Here is a 26,796-nt window from a genome sequence, read left to right as displayed (position 1 = left end):
AAATGCACTTTGCAATACACTTTAAAAATCCGCAATGGCCAGCGATTTGAAAAGTCGAGAGTAAATTGGGGCGTTACTCCATCATTACTCTGATTAACTAGGTGGCACACCTCACAAGGAGCGTTAATCAATGTGAGAAATTCCTTTCAGCGTGCTGGAATCATTTTTGGCTAGTGTGAATTGATAACCGACAATTCACGAACGGTCTTACGAAGGCTTTAGTATAGCACTATTTTTGAGGGCTCGCCATTCACAGGCGCTTAAATCCTAGTTCAATAAGCTTCGTAAAGATGAAATTTGCTCACTAACACTTTTACTCGATGTTTTCTTAGAACTTTTCGCGCCCTTAGTATTCTTTTTGCTATCAAAATTTTCAATATGTTGGCAATTGGGATAAGCAGAACACCCAAAAAAAGCCCCATTTTTACCATTTCTTTTAATCATTGGTGCACCGCACTTAGGACATTTACGAATTTCAATATTCCCCAAACTCATTCCCTTTTTAAGGCAATCAGCCATCAAATGCCGCACAAAGACTTCTTGTTTTTGCATAAACACCTCTAGCGAAAGCGTTCTTTCAGCAATTTGATTGAGCGCTTGCTCCCAAAGTGCGGTTAAACCAGGATCTTTTAACATCTGAGGTAAATTATCAATTAGCGTCATTGCTTCATCTGTCGCTAATAGTGATTTACCTTTCTTTTTCAAGAAACCTTTATCAATCAAACCTTGAATCGTTCCCGCCCGGGTGGCTTCTGTACCAAGCCCTTCAGTTTCTCGTAAGCGTTGTTTTAAACGCTCATCAGTTACAAAGCAAGCTGCATTTTTCATTGCGGTGAGCAATGTGCCTTCCGTGAAGTGATTAGGTGGTGATGTTTGTAAGGTTTTTATTTCTGAATCAGAAATCTGACAGACTTGTCCTTGCTTTAACGTCGGCAAGGCTTGAGGTGCGTCATCATCTTCATCAAGTGATTTGCCAAATAGAATTTTCCAACCTGGAGCAATAAGCACATTCCCACGTGCACTTAATATATGTTGACCGCACTTCAAAATAATTTGTGTCTTATCTGTTTCAGAAACAGGTAAGAATTGAGCTAAATAACGACGACGTATGAGATCATAGAGCTTTAATTCTTCATCAGACATTTTGCTAATATCAGCTTTAATCATAGTCGGAATAATGCCATGGTGAGCAGTAATTTTTTTATCATTCCAAACTCGTGATTTTTGATTAAGGTTTAACATACCTGCAAGGGGTTGTAATCGATTATCGGATTGCAACAAACATTGGATAATTTGAGGAGCTTCTGCAAACTGAGACTCCGGTAAATAACCACAATCTGTTCTAGGATAGGTTGTCGCTTTGTGAGTCTCATAAAGTGATTGAGCTATATCCAATACTCTTTGCGCACCCAGCCCATAAAGGCGGTTGGCTTCTGATTGTAAGTCACTTAATGCAAAGCAAAGTGGGGCATTTTGTCTTTCACGTTTAGTTTCAACTGATTCCACTTTCGCTTGGCCCAATTGGCGAATTTGCTGATTTGCTGCTTGTATAACTTGGGCAGATAAACAAAGTCCATCAGGATCACAATATTGCTCCGGAATAACGTATTGCGTAGCAAAATGCTGATTTCCATCAGAAAGCATTACTTGCAAAGCAAAATGTTGCTTAGGAATGAAGTTTTTTATCTCACGGTCACGATTAACAACCAGGCTTAATGTTGGAGTTTGTACCCGACCAACACTTAAAGGTTTCCCTTGATACCCTTGTTGTTGCGCTAATAAGGTATAGAGACGAGAGAAATTCATACCAATAAGCCAATCAGCTCGACTACGTGCAAGCCCCGCATAGTAAAGAGGTAGTGTTTCCTCATTATCTTTAAGCGCACCCAAGGCTTTACGAATACTGGCATCATCTAGTGCGGACAACCAAAGGCGTTTTATTTGCCCTCGAAATCCTGCCAAATCCAGCAATTCTCTTGCTATAGTTTCGCCCTCTCTATCAATATCGGTTGCAATGACAACAAGTTTAGCTTGTTTGATAAGTTTCATGACGACATTGAACTGTTTTTTTGTTTCTTTTTTAGGTGAAAGCCCCCATTTACCCGGGATAATTGGCAAGGTCTCAAATGCCCACTTTTTAAAGGCAGGATCATATTCTTCAGGATTAAATTGCTCTACTAGATGACCAATTCCCCAGGTAACTGTAAGCTGACCGTCAGGTGTTGATAAACAACCCTCACCACGCTTTGTCGCGCCTAATACTTTTGCAATATCATTACCTTGTGATGGTTTTTCGCATAAAAATAATTTCATGATGTTTTCTCTCATTGATATTTGAGAGATATTTTCGATGTAATAAGATAAACCACAATTAGGAATTCTTTTTAAATTGAGGAGTAAATCATGATAAAACTGACCCCTTCATCAATTGGTGTGATGGTTGATACGCTTAGATATTCAGGTCGAGATAAATATATTATTTTTAGAATGAAAACGAGAGAGCAAAAAGTCGTGTATATGCGTTATCCACAGCATATTGAAAATATGGCTAATCAAGAGAACATGATTGTCATCGTAGATGCTCAAAAGTTTCTTCCTTTATGGCAGCGATCACCGTATGAGGTAGATAAAAATACATGTGCGGGCGATGAGTCAACATGGAGAAAAGATTATAAGTTTCATCATGCTGAAAACGGATTTGCTAACAGTATAGATTCTCCGGTTCCACTTGCAGATGTGAATGTTCATATTAAAGATGGAGAAATAAGCTGTAGTCTTAATGATGGTATGACAAGAACGCTTTGGTTGCTTGCAAATGGTGTAAAGGAGTTTCCTATTTTGATTAGAAACCATAAAGAGAAAGCTAAAATTCTGTCAAAGTATGCAAGCCCATTATCTTCACTTCATTTTGAGCCACTTAATTTATATTTTGCTATTACAGGAGAAAAATACCCCTTGTAACCAAGGGGTAAACGCTTGAGATATTAAACAATATGAGGAAAAGGAAAAGTTTGGATGGATCTCAAAAAACAAATTTGTTTCGTTATCTATCATACAAAATAATCGTTATTATCGGTATTGAAATTTAAAAATAACTTAAATAAAAAAAGCCCCACTAAGGTTGGGGCAAAGGAGAATGAGGTATTGATTACCTACACTATGTTTATATTGTCGTATTATTTTATTGCTTTTATCACTTCTGATTTAACAAACTGAGCAAAATCAGACTCGTTTGAGGAAGCAATCCAGGAAATTCTAACCTTGCCATCCTCTTTTGCAAGCGTTATGTCAATTTTTCGACCGCCAACATAGCTATTTGCCATGTGATAATAGACCCCAGGAGTCGCTTCATGAGCATGTCCTTCTTCATCTAAAAGCGATTCGTAACGTTGACGCTCATACCCGGATAATCCACTTAATGCTTCATCCCTAGTTTTGAATTTTAAATTACGCTTAATTTTTACGTAAAGAGAATCAATATTTTTAGATGATGTAATTGAATCCTCTACGTTATAGCGATGAGAGCGAGAACTTTGAGTGTAAGCCACACCGGAAGAACTAGAGGAACTATTCCCCCCGCCAAGAACACTGCTGAGCTGACCTGCAACATTACCAACCGCATCATTTAATGAGTTTAATTCAGCACAACCACTTAAAGCAGCGACTGCAGATAAAACAAAAATTATTTTTTTCATCACGATTAACCTTAATTACATTGAGTTCAGAATGGTATTGAATCATCAAAAGCATTTACCGATGCATCTTGTTGTGGCATTGGCTGAGGATTATTTGCACCATCTGCACTTTGAGGGCGAGTACCTAACATTTGCATTACATCACCTTGGATTTCCGTGGTATAACGATCTTGCCCGTTTTGATCTTGCCATTTACGAGTACGCAAGCGTCCTTCAATATAAACTTGAGCTCCTTTCTTGAGATATTGGCCGCAAATTTCAGCTAATTTGCGATAAAAAACGATTCGATGCCATTCAGTCACTTCACGACGTTCACCGGTGTTTTTATCCGTCCAAGCTTCGCTAGTTGCCACACTGATATTTGCAACAGCTTCACCATTCGGCATGCTTCGCATTTCAGGATCATTACCTAAATGTCCCACGATAATTACTTTATTAATTCCAGCCATATTGATTTCTCCTAAATCACAAATTAACTGTCAAGATTGTGCATTTTTTACATCTAATCCTTAAGGGTAAATTCAGTAAAAAACACAGAGATTTTTTAACACAACCACGAAAGGCAAAGGCTTTTTTTTCGTTAAGGTAAGGGGCTTGTCCCCTTACCTTTAAAAGGCCTTTTAGTGAGCCGATTACAAACTATATAAATTAGCCGATTACAAACTAGAAGATCCAACGTTCACAAATGTGAATGTTATAAATGATCTTCTATCTCTTTAATTTTATCTACCGCACTTGATACCTGTCTCATCATAAAATTTAGTACGGAGACCTGCAGATTAATCAAAATGCGTTCTTTCTCAGCTGAGACAAGTTTTTGTCGTAAGTCTGAAGATAACTGAGGATTATTAAATACCGGATTTAACACAGCATCACCAGTCTTAGAGGCTTGAAAACTGCGCCAGCGTAAAAACGTCCCACCGGATGATGAAGCTTTATCTCGGATCATGTGAATAGGTAATACACTAAGTTCACTTTTACGAACGTTCTGCAACATTTCATTCTGCTGCAACATTAAAGCTTCACGGACTGTAGCAAGGGATTCAGCTAGTAATTCATACTGTTGCACTGAGTCTAACTCACTGAATAACTGTTTCAGCGAGTCATTAAGTGGGGTTGTGCGTCCTAATTGTTTATACATATCAGAAGGAATGAGCACGTTATCCATAATCCCAATCTCCATTATTCAGTTTTATTTGCTGTAATTTGGACTTCAACAGAGCCATTATCATCTGATTCAGCAAGTGATGATTTTTTAATTGTTGGAGCAAATGTTGCACGTGTTGTACCGGAAAGCACGTCAGGCGTTAAGGTATATTTCATACGTTTTACTGCAGCTTGATAGCGAGCGTTATTTTCAAGCGCATCTTGTCGAGTAATACCGGAATTTCGGTAATTCTCAAGCACACCAAATGCACGACGAATTAATTTAGCTCCGGACTCTAACCAATCATACGCATCATCTTTTGTAAGTAATGCAATATGTGAAGCCGTCATCACTGTACGAGCTAACGAATCAAAATCAGCCAAGAGATACAATAATTGATAACCCAGCTGAGTATTCACAAAAATAGGGTATTGAATCGGAGCAATATTGGCGCAACGCTCAATTTGAAAGTTTTCAGGGATTTTCTCACTGTAAAGATTAACCATTCTCCAGGTCATATCTTGCATTTCTTTACGAAACCCTAAGACTTTTTGTTCAAAACGAAGGAGATAATCATCAGCATAAGGATCGTCTTGTTCAGCAGCTTGCTGAATTTGACTCAATAGAGATAGAGCATTAGGAATACTGAGAATTGATGATGTAACAACTTCCCCTGCTTCATTTTTAACTAAGTCACGCCCATTCCAAAGACGTGTTGCATACTGAGTATGAAGCGTAAATGTAATCTCACTGCGTAACGGCCCAAGTTGTTGGTTGTATGTTGTTGTCATGTTATGTCACCTTTTATCATTTGGTTAAAATTTGCACTTTGTAAAGTCCCTTTACACTGGTTAAATATTGTTCACTGTGCAGTCCCCGCACACTGGTTAAATATTGTTCACTGTGCAGTCCCCGCACACTGGTTAAATATTGTTCACTGTGCAGTCCCTGCACACTGGTTAATTTTTGTACTTTGTCCAGCCCCTGGACAGTGATTAAATTTTGTACTTTGTAGAATCCTTCTACACGACACAGTTTGCTTTTTATACAGCTTATTCAATTGCAAATTGAAGCTTTAAATTGTCGAATACGATCAGCTCTCGCTTTTCGCTCTTCTTCAGATTGCACTCGCATTGGCTTTATTGCGCTATCGGCTTTTACATTATTAACTAAGCTAGTTTCATCATGTTGTGATAACCGATTTTTTGATGATAATGATTGCGCTTGTGTAGCTAAAAATTGTTCATACAAATACGGTTTAAATTCGCCACGGTGTGCACGTTGGATTAATGTCACTACATAGCCTTGTGGTTTTTTCACTTCACCTTTTATCACACGCTGTTCAAGCTCAAATAAAATCGCTTTACAGATCCCTAAGTCAAGTCCACGCATCGCTTGCATAATTGCTGTTTTTTCCAATGATGAAAACTGAATATTAGTCGGCCAGTCAATTTCATCCGCATTACCAGTACAGTACGTATTTATATAAATACTAGTACTTGTACTGTACTGTGAAAAACCTGAGTTCCCTTTTGGAACTAAGCCTGAAATCAATGACTTATCATCGTTTTGGGTACTGAGTTCCCTTTTGGAACTCTGTTTGATTTTACTGAGTTCCATTTTGGAACTAAGGTTATTTTTACTGAGTTCCCCTGTTTTTTCACTGAGTTCCTTATTGGAACTCAGTAAGTTTTCTTGAATAAATGTTGATTCTTCTTGCTCTGAAATATCCATTTTTGGACGTTTTTGATAGTCTTGAAGTCGAGCTCGCATCCAGTCAATGTGAGAAATATAATGCCACTGAGTATTATCCGAGAGCAGGTTTTCTACAATATGGTTTGCTACACCTCGCACAAAGTTATCTCGATGCTGAATGGATTTTTCAAGGAGTGCGATGTAATCATGGTTTAATTGAATCGTATCAATGATTGGCATAGGTTCATCATGAAGGATGTAAAAATTACCCAATACTTGACCTTGCTCATTACGTACAGTTTCACAAAGTGTTAGCCAACGAGTTAATCTAAGTAATAACAACGTTTGGCTAACTAGCTTACGCGAGAGTTCAGCTTCATCATAAGGTTTATCTGAAAGTAATTTTGCAAGCATTTCGTATGATGGGAACATGCCTGATTGAAATTCTCTTGCTTTGTATTTTATAAGTTGCCATGCCAATTTTGCTCTTGATGTTAAATAAGGATCAAATAGCAAACGGGTTGGAACTGTTTCATGCTGGTTGCCAAAAAAGAGCAACCCATGCTCTTGTAATTTTGTTTCCATAATTTAATTCTCTCTGAGAATATTTCATTTTTATTATTGCAATGTGCTTAAACATCTTTACAATAGCCAATGAACTTTCCCAAGTTCCTTACTAACGATATGAATAACGCCCAACTTAACGTAACGCACTAGGTTGGGCGTTATGTTTTTTAAGCTGCATTCCAGCGGCTAACAAGTTTCCAAATTTCAGTTAAATTAATACCGGTTTCTTCCGCAATTAAAATTAACAGCTCTAGTCCTTCTGTTGATTCAATTGTTTGAACATCACCTTTATGCTCTTGCCATAAATCCCAAATTAATTTTTCTTCCTCTTCGGTTGCAGCTGGCTTACGTCCCATTGGTTCTTGTTTTCCAAGTAGGCTACGACGAGCAGATACTTTTGAAGTGGTTAAGCCGAAGTAGGAATTGAGCATTTGGATGGATGCACCTAACATTAATGCGCGATCAATAAGGCGACGTTCTTGTGACGACATGCGTACTCGAGCCACTAATCGCCAAAATGCATCGTGATTAATTTCAACTTTGGCAAAGGGAGCTTTGGTGTTAGCCAGTTCATAAACTTCCTCTGTGCTGAGTTTTTCAATTTCTTGCAATTCTTGTTTTGAGAAACCATAGTTCCGGCAAACATTGATATTGCCTTCTTGTAAATTAACCAAAATCTCATTCAATACCACTTGGTTTAAATTGCTGAACATGCTCATTATGCATCTCCTTCTGAACGAATATAGCGAACGAGGCGAATTAAACGGAATAATTTAACTAGCGTGGTATCATCAATTTCTTGAGTATTGAGTAAATATTCCGGTAATAAGGTGAAAGATGTCTGTGGGTGCACATCTGTTTGTAATAAATTTAAGAAGTCATAACACATCTGTGCTACACCGCTCACATCTTTATCTAATGGTTTTACGCGGTAAGTGTAATCAACAGGCTCTTTTACTACATGTTCAATGTAGTCAGTTAATCCAACACTTTCCGCAATATCGAGTGCTAGTGAATAAGCTTCTATTTTATGCTGACGACCAGGATAAATTTTCCAAATATCATCAACTGGTTGACGGCCTACGCAAGCAAAGCCTAATCCATTTTCTTCTGCACGTTGTTGGCGTTGCTCCTGAATGCTCATGCCTGGAGTAATACCAAATTGTTGAGTTAAATTTTTAGCAAAATCAAAAGAAAGGCCATCTGAACTAGCATTAGTTTCATTAAACTCTTCATTTTCTGTTTTATCATCTGCTTCATTCTCAAATGAAGGAGAAATTTCAACACTTGCTTGCTTTAATACTGGCGCAGGTATTGATTTTTTTTCAGTAGTGGTCATTTTGGGAGTAGTGACTACACTAGGTTGAGATAATGTATCTAATACGGTTTCTTGTGGCTGTGGTGTATTAAATGCTTGAACATCTTGGATGCTTTCTTGTATGCTTTGCTGTATTTCGTGTTGTTTTTGCGCCATTTTCTTGAATTTTTGCTCATCGAGATCAATTTCAAGATAAAGGACTTCATAACTCACACGATCACCTAACATAGATGACATTTCATCAATGAGATAGTCTTGGAAGGCTTTGATATGAAACGGTTGGTCATCATTACAACGAGCTAGGCTATGTCCCCAAATTTCATCAAAGGACACTTCCAATTCAAATTGATAATTTTGCCAAATGGCTAAGGCGTTATTACGAATCGCAAGCAATTTATCAATTGGCGCATGTCCCAGCCCATTAAATAGCACATCAGGAATGTATGGATATAGGAAATTAATACAGCGTTCCATTTTTGCTACTGTTGTATTAGCAATAATGTATCCATCATGTTCTAACTCACTTGAAAGCTCGCGAGAAGAAAGGGATTTTCCTAACTTTTTTTCGTAGTATTCTTTGGCTTGCTGAATACCTAAGGCTTTCTCAATAAAGGTTAAGTCTGCACGGGTATCATTTTCAATTAAATGACCAATAAGCAAATCTAATTCCGCTTCTACGCTATCAGCACTTTCACCTTTCCAAGGTTTGTATAAGCATTCAATAGACCAAAAACGTTGATCTTGAGTCTCCGTAAACAGTTCTTTTAATGCTTGAATACGAGTATTCCCACCGTCAGCAATGATATAGAAAGGTTCACCAGGTCGTTGAGTGATATTGGGTTTATGATCAAGACCACGACGACGAATTGACTCTTTAATCATTTCAAAGTTAGGATTACGTGTCTTACGAGGGTTGTGTTCATAAGGGCGTAATTTATCTAACGTAACGGTAATGTATTTAGATTGCGCAGGATAATGTGTTGCTGTTGTTGTTTGATAAGCAGCAGACTGATTATTAATAGGTTGAACATTTAATCCTTTCGCAATCGCGTCTAATTGACTTTGTTGTTTTTTATTTTTAGCAATAAATGGATTATTCATAATATCTATCCTGTGTCGTTAAATTCTCAAAAATGCTGTATTGACCTTGAAACAGTGTTTTTACTGTGGCTAACGGGCCATTACGCTGTTTACCAATGATGATTTCCGCAATGCCTTTATCTTCTGTGTCAGGGTTATAGATTTCATCTCTATAAAGATGAATGATGACATCAGCATCTTGTTCAAGAGAGCCGGAGTCACGTAAGTCGGCATTGATTGGACGCTTATTAGCTCGATTTTCTAAACCTCGGTTTAGTTGGGATAATGCATAAATTGGGCATCCAGTTTCTTTGGCTAATTTCTTTAAATCATTGGATATTTCGGCAAGTTCTAAATTGCGATTTTCAGTTTTATTTCCGGTTCTCATTAGTTGGATATAATCAATGAAAATTGCTTTAGGTTTGCCGTATAGACGAGTGTTTTTACGTACTTTGGCGCGTAAACGATGAGGTGTTAAAGAAGCTTCATCATCAATTAGCAAACGACCTTTCCAGTCTTTTTTAATTGTCCCCATTGCATTAGCAAGACGAGTCCATTCTTCCTCTTCAAGCTCAGTCGCTTGACGGATAGATTGCAAGCTGACGCGAGAGCGCATTGCCATAAAACGCTCTAATAGTTGATCAGCGGGCATTTCTTGACTGTAAAATTGGATAGGGCTGTCAGGAAATTTATCTAACGTACTTGCGGCAATCGTTTGTGCAAAGGTTGTTTTACCCATTGCTGGACGAGCTGCAATAATGATAAGTTCTCCTGGTTGACCGCCTGTTGTTGCTCTATCTAATTCAATAATGCCTGTTGGTGTTCCACTAACTGGATCGGCATTAATAGAGGACGTTTCCATGCGAGAAAGGATTCGCTCGAAACTTGCATTAAGATCAGCAACACCATCCGTCTCTTGTTCGATGACAATATTGGTATATTGCTTATCAACACTTTCCTCAAAAGAAGTTAATTCAATCTCATCTTTTGAAGATTGCATTTCAGTTACAATAAACTGGCCCAGAGTCAAAAAACGACGTTGTTTGCTATAACGAGAAATAATCTCAGCATACGCAGTGATATTAGATGCAGAAGGGGTATTGTGAATAATGTCAGCTAAGTATGCTAATCCCCCTATCTGATCAATCAGTTTTTTATCTTTGAAATACTGCTCCAAAGTTAAAATATCAGCGGGTTTTCCTTGTGTTAATAGATGGCTAACACCTTCAAACAATGCTTTATGAGCTGAGACATAAAAATCATCAGAGCGCAGTAAAGTTGCGATCTCATCAAATTTGTCATTATCAATAATGAGAGCACCAATGACCGCACTTTCCGCTTCAATAGAAGCAATAAGTTTATCAGTCATATTAGCCTTCCTTTTTCATTGGTTTATCAAAAAGTGTTTTAAATTGAGGGAGTAACAAGCAACACAGTTCTTTGATAACAGGATATTCAGCTTGGCTATGGCGATAAACTGGCAATGAATAAGTTGCAGCTTCTCTATATGCCACATGCGCAGGGATTGAAAAATCAAGGAAGGTTTTGCTTTCATCAAAATTGGTTTCAAAGAGTACGTGTAATTGATTGAGTACAAATTTCACGTCATTAGTATTATCAACGCAATTTGCGATAGCTTTGAGAGGTGGTAATTTGAAGCCAAATGATTCAAAGGTTTCTAAATCTTGATACATTCCGATAGTTCCACGGATAAATTCTTTCGCAGAAAGAATGTGTGGAAGAATAGGGCAGAATAGGATGTCAGCTGCTAAGACAGACATATCGACAGTAATGTCTCTAGTACCTCGAGTATCAACCACAATAACATCATAATTATCAATATTTTTAATTAAGTGACTAAATCGAATTGCACCATCAGGGGCATTACGTAGAGTTTGACTTACATTGTTTGATGGATCATTTGATTGAATTAAATCCAAATTAGGAATGGATGTTTTTGAAATGATATGGGAAGGTTCAATATCACGACGGGTTAAAAACTCATAAATACCACCGGGAGCTTCTTCAGTTAAAGCATAATAAGAGCTTAAGGTTGGTTGAGTATCAGTATCAATAAGAAGAGTTCTTAAACCGTGGTCAGCGCAGAACGCCCCAATATTGGCAGCATTTGTACTTTTTGCAGAACCGCCTTTAGTACAAGCGACAGTAATAATATAAGGTTTTTTAGAAACAGAAGAGAAGTCCATAATTCCTCACCTAACGATAATTAAAAATTAAAGTTAAGTATTGGACTAGGTACTGATTATTGGTTTGGAATTAGATGGTGCCCGAAGCCAGACTTGAACTGGCACGCCTCGAAAGGCGAGGGATTTTAAATCCCTTGTGTCTACCGATTCCACCACTCGGGCATATAGACAACTAACATTTGCGTATTATGGAGGCGTGTCCCGGAGTCGAACCGAGCTACATGGATTTGCAATCCAGTGCATAACCGCTTTGCTAACACGCCACGAATTGGAGCGGGAAACGAGGCTCGAACTCGCGACCCCGACCTTGGCAAGGTCGTGCTCTACCAACTGAGCTATTCCCGCATTCGCTGTTAGTGGTGCGCATTTTACGGAAATTCAGATAACTGTCAATTACAGATTTAAAAAAATTGTCTAACCGTTTAAAAAAAGTTCATTTTGTTTAAATAAATTACAGAAAATGATGGAAAAATGGAATTTTATGTAATTTTCTAATTTCTACTTTTATCACTTTTTCCTTTGTGCCAAAATGTTAAACGTTTTTTAGCACGTAAAGTGCGGTTGATTTTTTCATTATTTTTAGAGGATGTTATGACACAACAATATGCTATCGATACTTTATTAGCTCAAGCAGGCAATCGCAGTGATGAGCGTACGGGCGCGGTTTCTACACCAATTTTTCTTTCTACGGCTTATGGCCATTATGGTATCGGTGAAAGTACGGGATTTGATTACACACGTACCAAAAACCCAACTCGTACAGTATTAGAAGAAACGATAGCTAAATTAGAAAATGGAGATCGTGGCTTTGCGTTTTCTTCTGGTATGGCTGCCATTCAAGTTTTGATGACGCTTTTCACAGCACCAGATGAATGGATCGTTTCTAGCGATGTGTATGGTGGTACTTATCGACTATTAGATTTCTCTTATAAAAATAACAATAGTGTAAAACCTGTTTATGTTAATACAGCATCTGCTTCAGAAATTGAAGCTGCAATTAACCCAAATACGAAAGCGATTTTTATTGAAACCCCATCAAATCCTTTAATGGAAGAATGTGATGTAGTTGAAATTGCAAAACTTGCGAAAAAACATAACTTAATGTTGATCGTGGATAATACGTTTTTAACGCCTGTGCTTTCTCGCCCATTAGATTTAGGCACTGATGTGGTGATTCACAGCGGAACTAAATATATTGCTGGTCATAATGATGTACTTGTCGGGTTGATTGTTGCAAAAGGGCAAGAACTTTGTGATCGCATTGCTTATATTCAAAATGGTGCGGGTGCAGTACTTTCTCCGTTTGATTCTTGGCTGACTATTCGTGGTCTGAAAACCCTTTCTTTGCGTATGAAACGCCATCAAGAAAATGCACAAGCCATTGCGGAATTTTTAAAAGCTCAACCACAAGTGGAATCGGTGCTTTATCCGAATAAAGGTGGAATGTTGTCTTTCCGTTTGCAAGATGAAGCTTGGGTTAATACGTTCTTAAAATCCATCAAATTGATTACTTTTGCAGAAAGTCTAGGCGGCACAGAAAGTTTTATTACTTATCCTGCCACTCAAACCCATATGGATATTCCAGAATCCGAGCGTGTAGCTCGTGGGATTACTAATACCTTGCTGCGTTTTTCAGTCGGTATTGAAGATGTAGAAGATATTAAAGCGGATTTATTACAGGCTTTTGCAAACTTAAAATAATTGGAGCAAACCATGAAAATTGCAATCTATAGCACTAAAAGCTATGACAGAAAATATATTGAGCTCATTAACGCGAAATATAATTTCGATTTAGAATTTTTTGATTTTATGTTGAACGAGAGTACTGCACGTTTGGCAGAGCATTGCGAAGTAGTATGCATTTTCGTGAATGATAATGGTAGCCGAAAGGTATTAGAAAAATTAGCCGCACTTGGTGTGAAAGTCGTGGCTTTGCGCTGTGCGGGTTTCAATAATGTTGATTTAAAAGCCGCTCAAGAATTGGGCATTCAAGTTGTACGGGTTCCCGCTTATTCGCCTGAAGCAGTGGCAGAACACACCATCGGTTTGATGATGACACTGAACCGTCGAATTCATCGTGCTTATCAGCGTACCCGAGAAGCGAATTTCTCTCTTGAGGGGTTAATTGGTTTCAATATGCACGGACGCACGGTCGGCGTAATCGGAACGGGTAAAATTGGGATTGCGGTGATGCGAATTCTGAAAGGTTTTGGTATGAATATTTTGGCGTACGATCCTTTCAAAAATCCAGTGGTGGAAGACTTTGGTGGACAATATGTTGAATTGGATGAGCTTTATGCTAAATCTCATGTGATTACGCTCCATTGCCCAGCAACGCCAGAAAACTATCATTTATTAAATCGCGAGGCTTTTGCAAAAATGAAAGATGGCGTGATGATAGTTAATACTAGTCGTGGCTCTTTGATTGATACTCAAGCTGCAATTGATGCGTTAAAACAGCGTAAAATCGGGGCGTTAGGTATGGATGTTTACGAGAATGAACGAGATTTGTTCTTTGAAGATAAGTCTAACGAAGTCATTCAAGATGATATTTTCCGCCGTTTATCTTCTTGCCATAATGTATTGCTAACAGGTCACCAAGCATTTTTAACCGAAGAGGCACTAACGAATATTGCGGATGTGACTTTATCAAATGTTTATAAATTGAAATCGGGCAAAGTGTGTGAAAATATTGTTTTGCCGTCTTAGCTTTTGGCAATTAAAACGATTAGTTTACATTTTTTAAAACGGTGTTATTCTGCACCGCACTTGTAAGTTTAAAAAAAGCCCTTATATAGGGATTCCATTCACAAAATAAGGAAAACAAAATGAGCGAAGTATTACACATTAATGACGCAGATTTTGAAAGTGTTGTAGTTAATTCAAATATCCCCGTTTTATTAGACTTTTGGGCACCTTGGTGTGGTCCTTGCAAAATGATTGCTCCAGTGTTAGATGAACTTGCGCCTGAATTTGCAGGTAAAGTTAAAATCGTGAAAATGAATGTGGATGACAACCAAGCAACCCCAGCACAATTTGGTGTTCGTAGTATCCCAACATTATTATTGATTAAAAATGGTCAAGTTATTGCAACTCAAGTTGGCGCATTACCAAAAACTCAATTGGCTAACTTTATTAACCAACATATTTAATCGTTGCTTAAAGTTATAAGTAACTTTAGCGCATTGATAAGATTGCCCCTTAATGGGGCAATTTTTTGTCTAAAATTTTGATGAACGACCTGATGAGAATCAAAGCACTTGCTCAAATTCTATATTTAAAGGAAAGGCTTTGGTTATTGTATTGTAAATAAAACAATAGCGTGTAAGCGCGCAAATTTGTTTGCATAGCCTAGCGATTTTATTTGCATAATGTAAAGCTAAAGGACTATGCAAATAAAAATACAATTAAACAAAATTAAAAGCCCGTTAAAGGGCTTTTAAAATAGGTTTGTTCCAGCTCGATTGTTAAAACAAACATAATTGGTTAATTAATAATATCTAAATCACTTTTACAATCCGCATAAAACGAACCGCCCGCATTATGCCAATGCACTGCCGGTAATTCGTCACCATTATCTTCAATCACTAGCGACTTGCCAAATGGGCTTGTATATACAACTTCTCCTTTATTACCATTGCGCAATGTAACTTCTTTGCTTTGGCTTTCGTAGATACGTTGTTTTAATGCATAGCCTTCCAGCTCCCATAACTTAGCAAATGCGTTCTCGAATGCGATGTGTCTGCCAATTCTTTCATCGTAATTTTCGGCACTCACGCAAGCACTTGTGCCGACTAACTGAAACCCATTTTTTAACGTAATTGTGCAGATAGTAAGTAAGCCTTGATGAACGTATTCAGCATTATCCACTAAACTGTTTAAATATTCGGTTGTTAATTTGTTCATTTTCTTATCCTTTTTTAAAAATCGCTGCCAATTGATTCGGGCTGAATCGCCAACCTTGGGTTTTGCCGGAGATTGCATTGAAACACCATTCACTACAAAAATATTTAGAGCGTTTTTGTTTGATGCCTAATACAATGCCAATAGCGCCCCACCAATCGTATTTACTCCCTTTTGTGGAATCGAAGTAAAACTTAACTTCAGCTTCGCTTACGCCATCAAGCAACACCAAATCCCACTTATCTCTTTCGGTGAGATCAATCTCTTTACAACGCACCCCGCCATCACGAATAGATGACGAATAGCAGTCATAATAGAGCTCATGCTCATAGTGATGACCTGATGTGTACTCAATACGCTCAACAGCAATCTCGCAGTGAGAGTAAGGCCCTTTTGTTAGTTTTCGCGTAATCCAGTCTGAAAATCGTGCCAAGAGTGCGGCGGGTTTCAGACCTGTTTTTTTGCCTTTATAAAGCGCCAAATAAACATTAGCCATTATTATAAGCCTCCATTAGTGAGTCCATTTGCTTGATAATGTCATCATGGATTGATTGCAGTTGCTCAAGTGTGAGATTAGGGGCTTTGACTTCGTACTTGCGCATACGTTGGTTGGCAAGCTCCATTTGTAGTTTTTCCAAGCCTGCCGCCTGTGTCAAAATCAAGTTTGTGGCGGTCTTATTATCCAGTCTCGCGCGTTGTGCAAAATCGGTGATATATCGACTGCATTCGCCCTCATAATTTGCCGCTTTAAAGGCTTCTGCCGCGGCTTGACGCTCTCGGTACTCACTCTCAAAACGTGTCCATGTGCTGTAGATTTTTGCTGCATGATTGTCAATTTGCTTAATCAAGATGTCACGCGTCGATAAAAGTAAAGTCAAATCCACCTTGATATCTTCGGACACAAATTGACCGTTGATAAATTTAACTTTTCCCGTACTTTTTTGACAAAACTGTGTATATTGTTCGTCGGTCAAGGCGGTTAATTTTGTAAAATCCAAATGAGGATAAACCGCTGCCAGGTCGCCGTCAATGATTTCAAAATTACCTAATTTATCTAATACATTAATATAAAAAGCCATTTTTAATAACCCTCAATAACAACATATAAATCAACGATTTCATCTTGACCCCCTGCAAATCGTCTCGTGTTGATATACACATTACCTTTATCATTACCTTGCTCGCGTATCGCCCATGCACTTATCCATTCGCCTGCTTCGCTTACATAGGTTATTGAGGTAGTTGGATGCGTTGTCCGTACTATCTGCGGCATAGCTGAAAGAATTTTATTTGGCATCGCTGACCATAGCGGGATTTTGATTAATGGATGGCGATAACCTGGATCGGCATAACCAACCGTCGGGGATTCGGCATCAAACCACATAATTCTGAAATTTTTTAAATGTAGGATTTGGACAATTCGTCCATCAGGGTAAATGGTAACACTGCCAGTTAACGTAATAGTTTTGCTTTTTCCGTTATCCCAATTTGATGTCCCATTGATTGTGCGGTTGTAATCGCGGCGATGCACATTTTTAATATCTTCCAGCAGTGCTAGAGTCCCTGTTTTTTTAGGCACTTTAATCACATTTACATTTTGATAGTCTCTTGTGCGATAAATCAGGTTTAAAAATTGATTTTCGGAGTCGGGCGTCGACTCAATCATTGCGATTTTGGATTTGTTGTGGAGAATAATACCAGCATAGTCATCACCTCTATCAATCTCTAAATTGCCCGTCATCGTATCGCCTGTTTTTTTAACATAGCTTTTACCGGCTTGTTTTGCCCAGCCGACTGTTACAACCTTGTCATCGGTTGCATTAACCGGTGGAGTATTGGCGGAGATAGTGCCGTTAATAAGCTGATCTCCCGCGCTAGTAATGTACTCAATCCAGTTATACGTTAATGTTCGGTTGTTAAAATTAACGTTGCTGTAAAAACGCCGATTAAGTAATGGATAATCACAGTAAAAAACAGAATACCCCCCCATCAGATAAAGGGTCATCACAATGGGAGATTTATTGGTAAGTGGTAATCCGGTGATATTGCTGTTGCTATTATTGTGTGCTGCGAATGATAAATGCCCGTTATTACGGTATTTACCCCCCCAAAGATTAATGATTTGCTGACGATCTGTTAGATCTAATTCCAAATCATGTTTACCAACATAGATTTTTTGATAGAGGTTGTTTTCTTCTGCAGAGACGGCTTTGTCGTAAGCGATTTTGACCGCTTTTGGTGTTGCCACGCCATTTTCATCATTGCTTGTTACAGATGATGATCTGCTTTTTAATGGTATGTAGTTATTCATCGCAAGGCGTAAAGCAGCAATGCCTTGTGCTAATACTTTCCCGGCTTTAGCTGTTAATCCTAGTTCTTCACTATCCAATCCCGTATCGCTAGTCAATTTCACTTCGCCTTTTTGTGTCACGCTGGCGGATTTACGGTTATCATCAATAATTTTTACAATCGCTTGATATAGCTGCGTTTGTTGTTCGTTTTTCGGAGTAAATCCAGCCTTAGTTAGCACATAATGCGCCTCAGCTTGTATGTCTCGCACGCGGTCTTGCACATCGTTTAGCCACGTGTCTGTCACGCGTGTGCCTTGCTCACCTGTTGCGGGATTACCGGCATGAAAGCGCTTGTCGGCGGAATTAATTTCAGGTAGTAACGTTTTCATTTTTTTGGGTCTCTATTGATATGCAAAGTAACAGTATGTGTGAGCGGGTTTTAAATCGCGAAAGAACTCCTCAATAATCGGGTCGCCAAACTCAACCAAGTGATCGCCGGCAAAGGAACTACCCGCACGGAAATACACAATATTGTCGTCACCATTTAACACCGTCACCCGCCACATATAAATCAAGCTATCTCGTTGCTCATTACGAAATTGCACCAAGTCACCGGGATTAGGCAGGTCGTTTTGTAAGGGCGAAAACTCTTTGATTTGGATCTGATAACCAATGCTTTCAGCGATTCGGGTAAAATATGGGATAGACAAGCCACCCACGGCATTAAGCTGCACGATGACGCGCTTTACGCGCTCTTGATAAGACTTACTTAAATCCGTTTTAATCCCACAAACGCGTTCCCAGTCAGCTAACATTTGATTTGAGGTTGCAGGCTCAATTGCCGCTAATACCTCTTCTGCGCTTTGTTGTAAGCGGTCAAATGCACTGCCGTCCACTTCACATTGTGCAATAAAATGTTCGCCGTTGATGTTGTAACTCACGGGCGGATAAAGCTGTTTTAATACGCTGGCGTGTTGCATTAGCCCATCTCCGTCACGGTGATTTCGCCCAAGCGAAACCATTCGATTTTGTTGATAACATCCGCCTTGCGATTGGCATTCGGGGCAACAAAACGGCGGTCAACCACGCCGATTAAATCACTTACAACAGCCTCACACTGCGACACAATTAAATCATCGCCCGGAATCAAACCGTTAAAATAATCAGTCAGCGCGTTGCGAATAGCGGTTTTGATGTCATTTAATGCCACGCCACTGATTTTTACCTGGATATTAAAATTGATTTTTGTCACATCCGGTTTAACGACTTTGCTTTCTTTCGCGGTTACAGGACGTTCTTGGTCGATATATTCTTGTGCGCGTCGCACCGTGTCATCACTTGGCACGCCATTATCAGCCGTAATCGCAATATCTACTGTGCCTAGCCCACGGCGTAGCGGGTAAACATACGCTTGTTCAACGCCATCCACCTCTAACGCCCAGTCTTTGTAATCGTATTTATTGCCACCTGCCGCAGGTCGGCGGATTTTATTAAGTAACCGCTCCAACAATGAGCTATCGCTTTCGGCATTGGTCGCCCCCACCACGTCATTTAGTACAACATCCGTGCTCACGCTAACAGGCGCAGCCATAAACGATCCTTTTGTAGCGGTTTTGATATTTTGTACTGCACCGGTGGCAAGCGACCGCACCGCAACAATCACCGAACCACTAGCGGGAATTACCGCACTTTCGGTTGTTTCATAAAAACGTCCATCTTCGGTTTTGATTTGTAAACCAACGGCAATCACTGCATCAGGATTACCACTAACAGTAGCACCTTTGCCTGCTGCATAAGTGGCGTTTCGACGTCTCAACCCGCACAATCCTGCATGTTTTTCTAAAAATTCGGTGTCGGCAGTATCAGGAAAAAATTGTTTAATTAGCCATTTTTGATGTGCATAAATCCCTTCCGCGCAGGCCGCCAAACTACTGGCACGGGCATAAGCGTCACTGTCTTCGGATGTGTCGGCATTTGGGTAATAAGTCTGATAATCGCGCAAGATACTGGCGCGGATTTCTTCGAGTGTGGGTACAATAAACACGATTTAAACACCTTTTAAATGACGTTTACGGGGTGTTTAAACGTGTATTGTTCGCCCCGGCTGTCGGTCACGGAAATAGAAAGGATCACTTTGCCGTTATGCGGTTGTTCATGTGTGACAATAATGTCACTTGCTCGCCCATCATCAATTAACGGTTGCAACGCCTCTTCGGCGTATTGTTGCGCCAACATGCCCACGCGGCTTAAATCTTTTTCTCGCTGAATAGTATGGAGCAGAGAACCTACACGCCCATTTGCCCACCATGAGCCTAGCGGCGTAGTCAATCTGATATACACAGCATTTTGCAGTGTACTGATATGTAAATTTGTGTAGTCCCCGGTAAGCGGGCTGATTTCTCTGTCCATGCTGACAGAGTAAAAGAAAGGGGAAAGAAAAAGGCGGGGAGAGAGTTCCACACCGCCTTTCATTTGGGATTATTGAGGTTGTCCAGTTACGCCACCGCTATCCCCGCGGTGGGTGTGGCTGACAAGGGATTTACCGTTGGCAGTCACGTCGCCATCAGTAGTAAAGCTACCTTTTGTTTGCGTTACGTTACCGGTAAATGACGCGCCAGAACCGCCTTGAACGGCCATGCCGCCATTTCCGTTGATTTGCCCTTGTGCAGTAAACACACGGTCTGTCTCAACAACCGGGCTACTAATTTCAACTTTTGTGGTAGCGGTTATTTTTAATATATCACAATCAATTTCTATTAATCGACCTTGTTTTAAAATAATCGTGCTTCCGCTTTCATCGTAAACTGCCGTTTCGCCCGATTTCAGGTTTTTAACCCTAAAAGAGCCATTTTCGGTGGCAATCACAATAGAGTGGGTCGTCTCGCCCCCCATGGGCAATACCACCACTTGTGTACCGGCTGGTGGTACGGACGTTAAGCCGAATTGCTGCATCAATTCCACATCTTGTAAGGTTTCGTCCGCTAATCCGGATACCTGCACTTTTTGGATATTGTCTGCGCTTTTGACTAAATTCAACTGTCCCCTAAAGGCTTGGCGTACTGCGCCCAAGGCGCTTTCCGTGTGTTGTCTTATTGCTTGTCCCAATCGTCTCATACTAATCCCCATCCAATACAATCAAAGCGCCTTTCTTTTTCTTGCCTTTTTTACCTTTACGCTTACGTGCTGCTTTGGATTTATTCACATAAGCGTCAGGCGTCCACACACCGTCTTGTTTTAAGCGCAGTTCCGTAATTGTGCCGCCTGTGCGGCTCAAGGCAAAACGGCGACCCATTAGAAAAAAAATCGCGTCAATGTCGTATTCTTCGCAAATCACATGTACACGTTGCCCTGGCGTCCATAACACACCGTCCTGCGTTTTATGGTCAGGCACGGTAATCGTCAGAGTAAAACTGTTTAAAATACTGTCCGCAATGTACTTTTTCGCCCATTTTTTCAGGGCTTCTAAGTTTTCCACATCCGGCACAATCACTGTTTTAGGCTTATAGGTCTCAACGGCATTATCTTTAAACACCCATTTCAGATCGTTCTTGTTATTATCACCACTGCGCCCGTGCCGTTGCGCCAAAAACGTAATCTCCGAAAAACTTTGCGACACATCAGTGGTCAGGCTTGCCTGTGTAAAATTGTTACGCTTGCCGTTTTTCGTACAACACAATGTTGCTACCGGAGGCGTAGAGTAATCCGCACCGCCGATAATTAGCGTGCCAGTAGGGTCAAACCATGCATGCAACCCCGCCGAATTAGCACAATGGATCAGGGCATTCCAGGCTGTCTCGCCGATGTCGATGTCAACTTTATCTAACGTCGGGTTAGATTCGGCACGCAATTCGACTTTTTTAATGCCTAGCGGCTCCACCATTTTTTTAATCGCATCTAACACCGTCAAGCCTTTAACATTGGTAATCGGCGCGGAGCAATCCACCAAAATAGACGCTTTGTCACGCCCATTTAAGCTAAAAGTGCGGTCTGTTTTTGAAATAGAATGCTGGGTCGTATCAACAATGCCCGTCAGTACGAGCTCACCGTTAATCAGCACTTTTGCTGTTTTACCGGAATAATCCTCCAGCACGGTTTTATCTGATGGTACGCCAACATTAAAACTAAATGCGTCAGCAGGAATTAAAAAATCGCTGTCGATGTCGTAGCTTTTCCAGTTTTTGTGCTGTTTACCATCAATCTCAACCACAATCTCATTGTTAAACGGGTAGCCGTTATTTTGCGTAGCCATTGAGCACCTCGCCGCGGGCAATAAAGTTTGGGTAACGAATGTGTGGATTTAAACGCAATAACTCGCCTGCGCGGGTATAGTCGCCATAAAACGAATGCGCGACCTGTTGAATCGTGCTATCAAATTCGACTCTACGAATAATTAAAGGCGGTTTGCGATTAATCGCCGCCAAGGCTAACTGCGTTAATTTATGGCTTTGTTGACGCAGTTTTTCTGCTGTGTTGTAAGCCTGTGTATAAAGCCCCGTGTTCGGTGTTTGCAGTTGTCTTGCGCCTGTTTGTTTTTTCGCACTTAATGACATCAAACCAAAATCATCTTTGACGTAATGTAATGTCATCGCGTTTTGCTCGGCTTGCACTAACGCACGCACGGTATTCAATGTTGCCAAAGCTTGTAAGCGCGATTCCGTCACAATGTAGTCAATCTCAGACGGAATCAACGAGTCATCCTCAATAAATCGGGTGGCGATTTTTAACACATTCGCTGTAGCCAACAACTGCACGGCACAGAAGATTTCTTTTGTGTCCTGTGCTGTCAAGGATGACGTTAATGATTTCAAGGTATTTGATTTGCTGTTTTTACCATTGCTTAAATTTGGTGCAATCTCAAGCAGGCTTTTCACGGTGCGGGTAACCTCATCAAATTTCGCACGCACGGTTAAGTCATTACGGTTAGCAATAGCCGTTAAGCCGTCGTGAATCATGCCCGCCATCTCACGCACGGCATTGCCACCTTGTTGTCTGAATGCGTCTTTTGATGATGGTGTATTGGCGGAAATAACGTACTTTTTCTTGTCCATATCAAACAAATCACGTACTTGTTCAAAACAGCCGTAAAGCGCACCGAATGAGCCTAATAAACGTGATTTGATATTAGCGGCAAAAGAGATCCCCTCCATAAAGGTGCCATATAGCTCTAATACATCATCTACCAAGTCTTCGAGTTTAGTTAATAACTCATCAATCAAGCCAAGTACAGAAAAATTAAACAAGAAGATCGGTTTTGCCGGCGTGGCCTCTTGAAAGCTAAGACTAACTGTCACATAGTCCACAAAATCCGCTTCGTGATGAAAATAAGCAGAGGTGCAAAGCATATTTTGCAATCGTCCCCGAATCGGATGCACCAACACCGCCGCACCTTGTTTTTCCAGGGCCGACAAAAATCGTTTAAAATCGGTGTAATACCCCTCACCATAAAACACGGCTTGCAGTTGGATGGTGAGCGGATTTAAACCTAAATCTTCAATGTCGCCCCCGTTCACGAACGGATAAGCGTGCGTAATCGTGGCACGCTCTAAGTTGTCATCCACACTTAACACATCAAACCGCACACCGCGATAAGACGCCTGCTGAATTGGCATTGTCCATCCCATAGTTACCCCCGTTTAAGTTCGCGATATTGGTTTTCGGACGTGCTTTCCGCAATTGTCCGCCCATCTAAGTCCACGCGAATTTGGTTTTGAATAGTGAAATTTTGACTTTCTACGGCTTGTTTCATGCCTTCTGTAATCGTATTTCCAAGCTGTTGAAACTCGGTTTTATAGTCAGGTACTTGCACACGGCGGTTATATTCATCTTTCGTTAATGTGCCTCGTTTTAATCGTTCGTCCGCAATCTCTTTACGCTTTGCGGCGTCACCAAGTGCATAGCCTCCACTTGCTAAAGACCACACCGATTTTTCAGGTTTCGGCATGGGCGGCGCATATTGAAACGCTGATTTAGCTGGATAAGCCGACGCATAGAATTGTTGTTTTGCGTCTTTGTGTTGTGCGTCAAAAGCTTCCCGTTGTTCTTCTTGCTGTGCCATGTAAGGTGCATAATTTTCCGAGCCTTCCAACATTGCACCGAACACCAGCAACGGCAAACCGCCTAGCCCAAACTTAGCAAGACTCCCCTTTTTTGCCGTATTCGCCGCAGCTGCAGCGCCACCTGCCACACCGGTCACGCCAGCCCCCTTACTTAACGCATCGCCCGCACCAAGCCATAAACCGCCTTTACCGCCCAATAATCGCAAAGACCCAGCTGCCGTAATGGCGGCTGCACTTAGAGATGCAACGACTGTTCCTGCAGTAACGAGTTTGCCTGTTAAGTCAGGATAAGCTTTGGCATATTCAGCGATTTTCACACTCACATCACCTAATGCATCATTAAAGCCCTTCATGCCTTCCATCTGCGCAAAATCCACGTTATTTTTGGCGTCTTCCACTTTATAGCTGTTGGTATCTTTAATCACTGCATGGGAGGTTTCCACTGCGCCTTCGCTTTTATCCAGGCTTTCTTTCACCTCTTTGCCCAAGCTCACGTTGTTACGGATACCCAATAACGCCATCAACGCTTGACGGTCTGAAATGATTTGCCCAATCGCCGTGCCTTCCACCAAATTCGTCATTTCATTTAAGACTTGAGCTTGATCTTCTTTTTTCGCGTTTTTAAGTTTTTTCTGCAATGCCTGGTACTTACCATCCTGACCGATCACCTGATCCATAATACTCATAAAGGCTTCGATGGAGTTTTTACCTTTTTTCTTCTGAGCTTCCATTGAGGCGATAAAATCCACCCCGTGGTCTTTACCATCCTTGCCTTTTATGTCGAGTTTTCGAAAGCGGTCTGAGGTTTCTTTTGATGTTAATTTTGCAAGTAAATTGACTAAGTTATTTCCCGCTTCATCTGATGTTCCGGCAGTTACACGCGCCTGTTGGTTGGCGACCAATAATGCCTCAAACCCCGACATACCTTTTAAGCCGGCAGATTTACCCGCTGCCATTTGTTGAGGCAACCAGCGCGCCATATCCGCCAATTCAAAATTACCTGCCTGACCTGCCGCCACGGCTTTATCTAACACTTCGCCGATCTTATCTTCGCTGATGTCAAACTGTTGCATCGCCGAAATGGCGATTTTCGCCAAGTCATCGGTGCTTGCACCTGTTGCGGTTGCACCTTTTTGTAATGTTGGCAACAATTTCATGGCGGTTTCGGCTTTCACCGCACCGGAGGCCAACATGGTATCTAGCGCACCTAAAGCATCTTCCTTCGTTCCGCCGCCAATCTCTACCGCACTTTTTACTGCGTTATTTAGCTCTGCTTTACCGGCAATGCGCCCCGCTACATCTCGCTCGGCAAATGCGGTGTTAGCTGTCATCGCAAGAGATCGGTCATAATCCATTTGTTTTTTCATAGGTTGCGCCAACACCATGCCAGCTGCGGTCGCACCTGCTGCCAAACCTGCAATGCCACGTCCAACATTGCCTAACCGTTGCCCCATGGAGACTTTGCCCATTTCCGCGTTGAGCTCCGCAATGCGGCGTTTAGTCGCCACAGCGGCGCGGTCTAATTCACGCCCGGAAGCAATACCACTGCGTTTTAATTGGTCGTATGCCGAGCGGGTACGGTTGATTTCACTTTGGATACTGCGTTCACTTCTCACGCCAAGCATTTCGCGGTTGCGTGCCGCTTGTTGGATTTGGCGATAGCTTTGTTCTGTTACTTGTGCCGTTTGGCGCACCGCTCTTTGTTGCGTAGTAGCGCTGCGTTGGGCTTGGCTTTCAATATTTTTGGTTGATTTGCTAACACTGTTTTCAACGCTTTTTATCACGCCACTGGCGTAGTCTTTCGCTTTGAGTGTTAAAGAGAGATCCATATTTGCCATTTTTAAACCTTGTTTAAACGTAATTTAACAGCAATAAAAAAGGGGCATTACGCCCCTTTATTTTTACGACGCTTAAAAACATAGGACGTCGTAGATTCTTCGGTGTGTTGTTGGCTTTTCGCGCCTTGACTCGCTAAATAGCTGTTAATCCATGCGCTGACTTCCGCGTGACACATATTCCAGACGGCTTGTGCGGTAAATCCAAACTTACCCAGTAAAATCGTTGCTGAGCGGTAGTTTTCATACGCCTGCCACACTTCGCTGACATTGCGTTTTTTTACGCTTCGTTTGCCGTCTCTTGGTCTTCCGAAACGTCCATGCGCTTTTTTCGTAGTTGATTGATTTCGTTATTAATCAACACGTAATCGTCAGTGGCAAGATTATCCAGTAAAAATGCCGGAGTCACTACCTCACGCGGAATACCATCAAACTCGACTTGTTGCGCCAAATACGCTAAATCAATCAGCATTTGTTCCGATGTGCTTAACGTCTCTTTGTCACTTAACCCAAGGTCACTGATAACTTCCAACGCTTGGCATTCGCCACCCACGGTTAAAATCTTGACTAACACGTCATGATGTAGCGTGCCGTTATACAGCACGCCAAGTTTCAAACGAGTTTTCATTATTCTTCAACCTTATCTGTCGCTACCACTTGCAAATCGCGTACTTCTTCGCTATCTACGGTATAGCTTGTGCCGGTTTCCGTGGTAAAACAGCCAGTGTATGAGATTCGTTTACCGTTTTCTTCTTCCACCGTAATTTTGGCATCTGTCATGTTATCCCAATCAGGCTCTGCCGCGTTTAACGGCACAACAACGGTGATTGACAACGCATATTCAGTAATGCCTTTGGCAAAGCCTTTCACGCGTCCTTTACGGTTAATAGTTTTTACAGGCTTTCGGCCTGTTACGGTTTTCACATCGAGCTTGGTAAGTTCAATTTCTTGGCCGTCCACTTCGACAATGCCAAAACTGGCGAATTCTTGAGCCATCTATGC

The 26,796-nt window shown here is 40.9% G+C and carries 28 protein-coding genes and 3 tRNA genes; 4 read left to right on the top strand and 27 right to left on the bottom strand.

Annotation, left to right across the window (positions count from 1 at the left end; all coding sequences use genetic code 11):
• Nucleotides 1–267 precede the first annotated feature (267 nt).
• Nucleotides 268–2,313: a DNA topoisomerase III gene (locus ACPT8Q_RS08150; RefSeq protein WP_204705054.1), complete on the bottom strand. Its 2,046-nt coding sequence runs from the start codon at nt 2,311–2,313 to the stop codon at nt 268–270.
• 90 nt (nt 2,314–2,403) lie between these two features.
• On the opposite strand from ACPT8Q_RS08150, the gene ACPT8Q_RS08145 reads away from it, so the two are divergent.
• Nucleotides 2,404–2,961, top strand: coding sequence for a plasmid fertility inhibition factor family protein (locus tag ACPT8Q_RS08145; protein ID WP_012564925.1), 558 nt, complete (start codon nt 2,404–2,406; stop codon nt 2,959–2,961).
• Nucleotides 2,962–3,176: 215 nt separating this feature from the next.
• Here ACPT8Q_RS08145 and ACPT8Q_RS08140 read toward each other — a convergent pair whose 3' ends face one another.
• From ACPT8Q_RS08140 to ACPT8Q_RS08085, 12 genes are all read right to left on the bottom strand, one after another.
• Nucleotides 3,177–3,695, bottom strand: a complete 519-nt coding sequence (locus tag ACPT8Q_RS08140) for a membrane lipoprotein lipid attachment site-containing protein (RefSeq protein WP_047922027.1) — start codon at nt 3,693–3,695, stop codon at nt 3,177–3,179.
• A gap of 26 nt (nt 3,696–3,721) precedes the next feature.
• Nucleotides 3,722–4,144 (bottom strand): single-stranded DNA-binding protein, encoded by a 423-nt coding sequence (gene ssb / locus ACPT8Q_RS08135; protein ID WP_102703747.1) that lies wholly within the window; start codon nt 4,142–4,144, stop codon nt 3,722–3,724.
• Between the two features lie 245 nt (nt 4,145–4,389).
• Nucleotides 4,390–4,863, bottom strand: coding sequence for a DUF3158 family protein (locus ACPT8Q_RS08130; protein ID WP_005653583.1), 474 nt, complete (start codon nt 4,861–4,863; stop codon nt 4,390–4,392).
• 14 nt (nt 4,864–4,877) lie between these two features.
• Nucleotides 4,878–5,633 carry a PFL_4669 family integrating conjugative element protein gene (locus ACPT8Q_RS08125; protein WP_005667775.1) on the bottom strand — a complete coding sequence of 252 codons (756 nt, stop codon included), beginning with the start codon at nt 5,631–5,633 and terminating at the stop codon, nt 4,878–4,880.
• A 265-nt stretch (nt 5,634–5,898) separates the two neighbouring features.
• Nucleotides 5,899–7,122 (bottom strand): STY4528 family pathogenicity island replication protein, encoded by a 1,224-nt coding sequence (locus ACPT8Q_RS08120; RefSeq protein ID WP_102703749.1) that lies wholly within the window; start codon nt 7,120–7,122, stop codon nt 5,899–5,901.
• A 149-nt stretch (nt 7,123–7,271) separates the two neighbouring features.
• On the bottom strand, nt 7,272–7,823 hold the full coding sequence (locus tag ACPT8Q_RS08115; protein ID WP_005653590.1) for a DUF2857 domain-containing protein: 552 nt from the start codon (nt 7,821–7,823) through the stop codon (nt 7,272–7,274).
• Entirely contained in the window at nt 7,823–9,523 is a 1,701-nt protein-coding gene (locus ACPT8Q_RS08110; protein WP_102703750.1) for a ParB family protein, read from the bottom strand. The genes ACPT8Q_RS08115 and ACPT8Q_RS08110 overlap by 1 nt, the downstream gene beginning before the upstream one ends.
• Nucleotides 9,516–10,871 (bottom strand): replicative DNA helicase, encoded by a 1,356-nt coding sequence (dnaB, locus tag ACPT8Q_RS08105; RefSeq protein ID WP_040975691.1) that lies wholly within the window; start codon nt 10,869–10,871, stop codon nt 9,516–9,518. The genes ACPT8Q_RS08110 and dnaB overlap by 8 nt, the downstream gene beginning before the upstream one ends.
• 1 nt (nt 10,872) lies before the next feature.
• Entirely contained in the window at nt 10,873–11,709 is an 837-nt protein-coding gene (locus ACPT8Q_RS08100) for a ParA family protein (protein ID WP_011271825.1), read from the bottom strand.
• 75 nt (nt 11,710–11,784) lie between these two features.
• A tRNA-Leu gene (locus tag ACPT8Q_RS08095) sits at nt 11,785–11,871 on the bottom strand.
• Between the two features lie 27 nt (nt 11,872–11,898).
• Nucleotides 11,899–11,972: transfer RNA gene (locus tag ACPT8Q_RS08090), tRNA-Cys, on the bottom strand.
• 6 nt (nt 11,973–11,978) lie between these two features.
• Nucleotides 11,979–12,054 (bottom strand) — tRNA-Gly (locus ACPT8Q_RS08085).
• A gap of 246 nt (nt 12,055–12,300) precedes the next feature.
• Here ACPT8Q_RS08085 and ACPT8Q_RS08080 point away from each other — a divergent pair.
• The 3 genes from ACPT8Q_RS08080 (at nt 12,301) to trxA (ending at nt 14,861) form a co-directional block, all read left to right on the top strand.
• Nucleotides 12,301–13,410 (top strand): methionine biosynthesis PLP-dependent protein, encoded by a 1,110-nt coding sequence (locus ACPT8Q_RS08080; protein ID WP_050948530.1) that lies wholly within the window; start codon nt 12,301–12,303, stop codon nt 13,408–13,410.
• A 12-nt stretch (nt 13,411–13,422) separates the two neighbouring features.
• Nucleotides 13,423–14,418, top strand: a complete 996-nt coding sequence (locus ACPT8Q_RS08075; protein ID WP_050948529.1) for a 2-hydroxyacid dehydrogenase — start codon at nt 13,423–13,425, stop codon at nt 14,416–14,418.
• Between the two features lie 119 nt (nt 14,419–14,537).
• Nucleotides 14,538–14,861, top strand: coding sequence for a thioredoxin (gene trxA, locus ACPT8Q_RS08070; RefSeq protein ID WP_050948528.1), 324 nt, complete (start codon nt 14,538–14,540; stop codon nt 14,859–14,861).
• Between the two features lie 334 nt (nt 14,862–15,195).
• Here the strand turns inward: trxA and ACPT8Q_RS08065 are convergent, their stop codons facing one another.
• From ACPT8Q_RS08065 to ACPT8Q_RS08000, 14 genes are all read right to left on the bottom strand, one after another.
• Entirely contained in the window at nt 15,196–15,615 is a 420-nt protein-coding gene (locus ACPT8Q_RS08065; protein WP_076773399.1) for a Gp49 family protein, read from the bottom strand.
• A 4-nt stretch (nt 15,616–15,619) separates the two neighbouring features.
• On the bottom strand, nt 15,620–16,108 hold the full coding sequence (locus tag ACPT8Q_RS08060) for a hypothetical protein (RefSeq protein ID WP_061671399.1): 489 nt from the start codon (nt 16,106–16,108) through the stop codon (nt 15,620–15,622).
• Nucleotides 16,101–16,691: a hypothetical protein gene (locus ACPT8Q_RS08055; RefSeq protein WP_230304895.1), complete on the bottom strand. Its 591-nt coding sequence runs from the start codon at nt 16,689–16,691 to the stop codon at nt 16,101–16,103. Before ACPT8Q_RS08055 ends, ACPT8Q_RS08060 begins: the two co-directional genes overlap by 8 nt.
• A 2-nt stretch (nt 16,692–16,693) precedes the next feature.
• The gene (locus ACPT8Q_RS08050; RefSeq protein WP_061671400.1) at nt 16,694–18,292 is read right to left on the bottom strand and encodes a phage tail protein; all 1,599 of its coding nucleotides are present in this window, start codon (nt 18,290–18,292) and stop codon (nt 16,694–16,696) included.
• Between the two features lie 12 nt (nt 18,293–18,304).
• Nucleotides 18,305–18,883 carry a YmfQ family protein gene (locus ACPT8Q_RS08045; RefSeq protein WP_061671401.1) on the bottom strand — a complete coding sequence of 193 codons (579 nt, stop codon included), beginning with the start codon at nt 18,881–18,883 and terminating at the stop codon, nt 18,305–18,307.
• Nucleotides 18,883–19,947, bottom strand: a complete 1,065-nt coding sequence (locus ACPT8Q_RS08040) for a baseplate J/gp47 family protein (RefSeq protein ID WP_061832746.1) — start codon at nt 19,945–19,947, stop codon at nt 18,883–18,885. The genes ACPT8Q_RS08045 and ACPT8Q_RS08040 overlap by 1 nt, the downstream gene beginning before the upstream one ends.
• A gap of 14 nt (nt 19,948–19,961) precedes the next feature.
• The gene (locus tag ACPT8Q_RS08035) at nt 19,962–20,312 is read right to left on the bottom strand and encodes a phage GP46 family protein (protein WP_061671420.1); all 351 of its coding nucleotides are present in this window, start codon (nt 20,310–20,312) and stop codon (nt 19,962–19,964) included.
• A gap of 69 nt (nt 20,313–20,381) precedes the next feature.
• Nucleotides 20,382–21,017 (bottom strand): phage baseplate assembly protein V, encoded by a 636-nt coding sequence (locus tag ACPT8Q_RS08030; protein ID WP_061671403.1) that lies wholly within the window; start codon nt 21,015–21,017, stop codon nt 20,382–20,384.
• Nucleotide 21,018: 1 nt separating this feature from the next.
• Nucleotides 21,019–22,152: a phage baseplate assembly protein gene (locus tag ACPT8Q_RS08025; RefSeq protein WP_061671404.1), complete on the bottom strand. Its 1,134-nt coding sequence runs from the start codon at nt 22,150–22,152 to the stop codon at nt 21,019–21,021.
• Complete coding sequence (locus tag ACPT8Q_RS08020; RefSeq protein ID WP_061671405.1) at nt 22,136–23,524, bottom strand: DNA circularization protein; 1,389 nt, start codon at nt 23,522–23,524, stop codon at nt 22,136–22,138. Before ACPT8Q_RS08020 ends, ACPT8Q_RS08025 begins: the two co-directional genes overlap by 17 nt.
• A 2-nt stretch (nt 23,525–23,526) precedes the next feature.
• Complete coding sequence (locus ACPT8Q_RS08015) at nt 23,527–25,797, bottom strand: phage tail tape measure protein (protein ID WP_061671406.1); 2,271 nt, start codon at nt 25,795–25,797, stop codon at nt 23,527–23,529.
• Between the two features lie 47 nt (nt 25,798–25,844).
• Nucleotides 25,845–26,054, bottom strand: a complete 210-nt coding sequence (locus ACPT8Q_RS08010) for a hypothetical protein (RefSeq protein ID WP_061671407.1) — start codon at nt 26,052–26,054, stop codon at nt 25,845–25,847.
• A 20-nt stretch (nt 26,055–26,074) separates the two neighbouring features.
• Nucleotides 26,075–26,422 (bottom strand): hypothetical protein, encoded by a 348-nt coding sequence (locus ACPT8Q_RS08005; protein ID WP_061671408.1) that lies wholly within the window; start codon nt 26,420–26,422, stop codon nt 26,075–26,077.
• On the bottom strand, nt 26,422–26,790 hold the full coding sequence (locus ACPT8Q_RS08000; RefSeq protein WP_061671409.1) for a phage tail tube protein: 369 nt from the start codon (nt 26,788–26,790) through the stop codon (nt 26,422–26,424). The genes ACPT8Q_RS08005 and ACPT8Q_RS08000 overlap by 1 nt, the downstream gene beginning before the upstream one ends.
• Between the last annotated feature and the right edge of the window lie 6 nt (nt 26,791–26,796).

Source organism: Haemophilus sp. HN_Hi10, from assembly GCF_049821985.1.
Lineage (GTDB): Bacteria > Pseudomonadota > Gammaproteobacteria > Enterobacterales > Pasteurellaceae > Haemophilus > Haemophilus influenzae_D.
The sequence above is the reverse complement of the archived record's forward strand: the minus strand, read 5'-3'. Positions and strand labels throughout refer to the sequence as shown.